The sequence below is a fragment of the Streptomyces sp. NPDC006265 genome, from assembly GCF_040613555.1.
Taxonomy (GTDB): domain Bacteria; phylum Actinomycetota; class Actinomycetes; order Streptomycetales; family Streptomycetaceae; genus Streptomyces.
The window spans coordinates 1-1,759 of record NZ_JBEXSH010001294.1 but is presented as its reverse complement, the minus strand read 5'-3'; the positions used below and the strand labels follow the sequence as shown (position 1 = coordinate 1,759).

The 1,759-nt window shown below is 68.6% G+C and carries 1 protein-coding gene and 1 pseudogene; one reads left to right on the top strand and one right to left on the bottom strand.

Annotated elements, in window-relative coordinates:
• Nucleotides 1-4: 4 nt before the first annotated feature.
• The gene (locus ABZ281_RS48140; RefSeq protein ID WP_356665044.1) at nt 5-859 is read right to left on the bottom strand and encodes an SDR family oxidoreductase; all 855 of its coding nucleotides are present in this window, start codon (nt 857-859) and stop codon (nt 5-7) included.
• 198 nt (nt 860-1,057) lie between these two features.
• Between ABZ281_RS48140 and ABZ281_RS48135 the strand changes: the two are divergent.
• Nucleotides 1,058-1,640: pseudogene (locus tag ABZ281_RS48135) on the top strand (4-hydroxy-2-oxovalerate aldolase); the annotation flags it as partial.
• Nucleotides 1,641-1,759 lie beyond the last annotated feature (119 nt).

Genomic DNA, 1,759 nt, shown 5'->3' with positions numbered 1-1,759 from the left:
ATGGTCAGCACGTCGGCGAGCATCTGGGTGGGGTGCCATTCGTCGGTGAGCCCGTCTCGGCGGAGACCGCCGCCCACTCCTCCCAGGTCTTCAGCCGCTCGGCGTAGACCTGAGGGACGAGGTGGAGGGGGGCCGTGCCGAAGAAGACACGCAGCGGAGGGTTGTCCGCGTCGACGATCTCCAGCAGGGCCGGGCCGGTTGCGGCGGGGTCGCCGGACTTGACTTCGCCCCAGGCGGCGGCGACGGCGGCGCGCAGGTCGGCGTAGGCGGGCAGCTGTTCGGCGAAGGTGGCGGAGGAGCCGGCCCAGTCGGTTTCGAAGCCGCCGGGTTCGACGAGGGTGACCTTGATGCCAAATCCGGCGACCTCCTGGGCGAGGGCCTCGGTCAGGCCCTCCAGGGCCCACTTGGAGGCGTTGTAGCCGCCCAGGTTGGGGAAGGAGACGACGCCGCCGACCGTGGAGATCTGCACGATGCGGCCGCTGCCCTGGGCCCGCAGGAGGGGCAGGGCGGCCTGGGTGACCCACAGGGCGCCGTAGAAGTTGGTCTCCATCTGACCGCGGACCTGCTGTTCCGTCAGCTCCTCGACCGCGCCGAACAAACCGTGTCCGGCGTTGTTGACGATCACGTCCAGGCGGCCGAAGTGCTCGTGCGCCTGCTTGACGGCCTCGAATGCGGCGGCCTTGTCGGTGACGTCCAGCTTCAGCGGCAGGACCGCCTCACCGTGGGCGGCCACCAGATCCGCCAGGGAGTCGGTGTTGCGGGCGGTGGCCGCGACCTTGTCACCACGCTCCAGGGCCGCCTGGACGAACTCACGACCGAAGCCACGCGAGGAACCGGTGACGAACCAGATCTTACTCATGAGGACACTCCGTTCGAAACGAACTTGCAATACGAGACTCTAGATTCTATTGATACTCAGTATCAAGTGGTTCCTCTGTAGATTCTTGAGCATGAGTAACTCCGCACCTTCGACACAGCTCCCGGCCAAGCCGTCGAGCCTGCGTGGCACATGCGAGCGACGGTTCGGTCAGAGATCACCGATGTAGCGATCCGGCGTCCGACCACCCCGCTGCTGTCCGGTATCGGCGCCCTGCACGACCCGCGACGCGCTCACTCGCCGGGCAGCCGCTCCGTGCGCGTGGCCCCCCACTGCGCCGAGGCCGACGTCTCCGCCCAGCACATCGCCGTGGCCCGCGGGCTGGGCATGGATGTGGCGGGCTTCCTGATGATGTCCCACTCGCCGAACCCGCCGAACTGGCCCGCCAAAGCTGATCGAGTCCTACGGCGCCCACTGCGTCTACGTCACCGGCTCCGGGGGCCGCCTCACCATGCACGGCGTGCGCGACCGTCTGCGCGCCTGTCGCGAACTCCTCGACCGGCCACCGGACTCGGGATCCACGGCCACCACAACCTGGCCCTCGGCGTCGCCAACCCCGTCCTCGCCGTCGAGAACGGGGTGACGCGCTTGGAGCTCCTTGGCATGGCAGGGCAGGCGCCGGCAACTGCCCGCTGGAAGCGTTCATCACGGTCGCCGACCTGATGGGCTGGAAGCCCGGCTGCGACCTGTTCCCACTCATGGATGCCGCCGACGTCCGGTCCGCCTGCTCCAGGACCGGGACGTGCGCGTCGACCGGGAATCCCAACCGCCGATCCCCCCGGCTCGCCTAGGGCCCTTCTGATGGATCTCCGTGGAGGAAGGAGCGGTGTTCGGTGCGTGCTCTCGGCGTGCCGGGCGGAAGCCCTCGTAGCGGAGCTACTA

Excerpts from the sequence above, each read along its gene's own strand:
- ABZ281_RS48140 (WP_356665044.1), bottom strand. The coding sequence starts at position 859 with ATGAGTAAGATCTGGTTCGTCACCGGTTCCTCGCGTGGCTTCGGTCGT.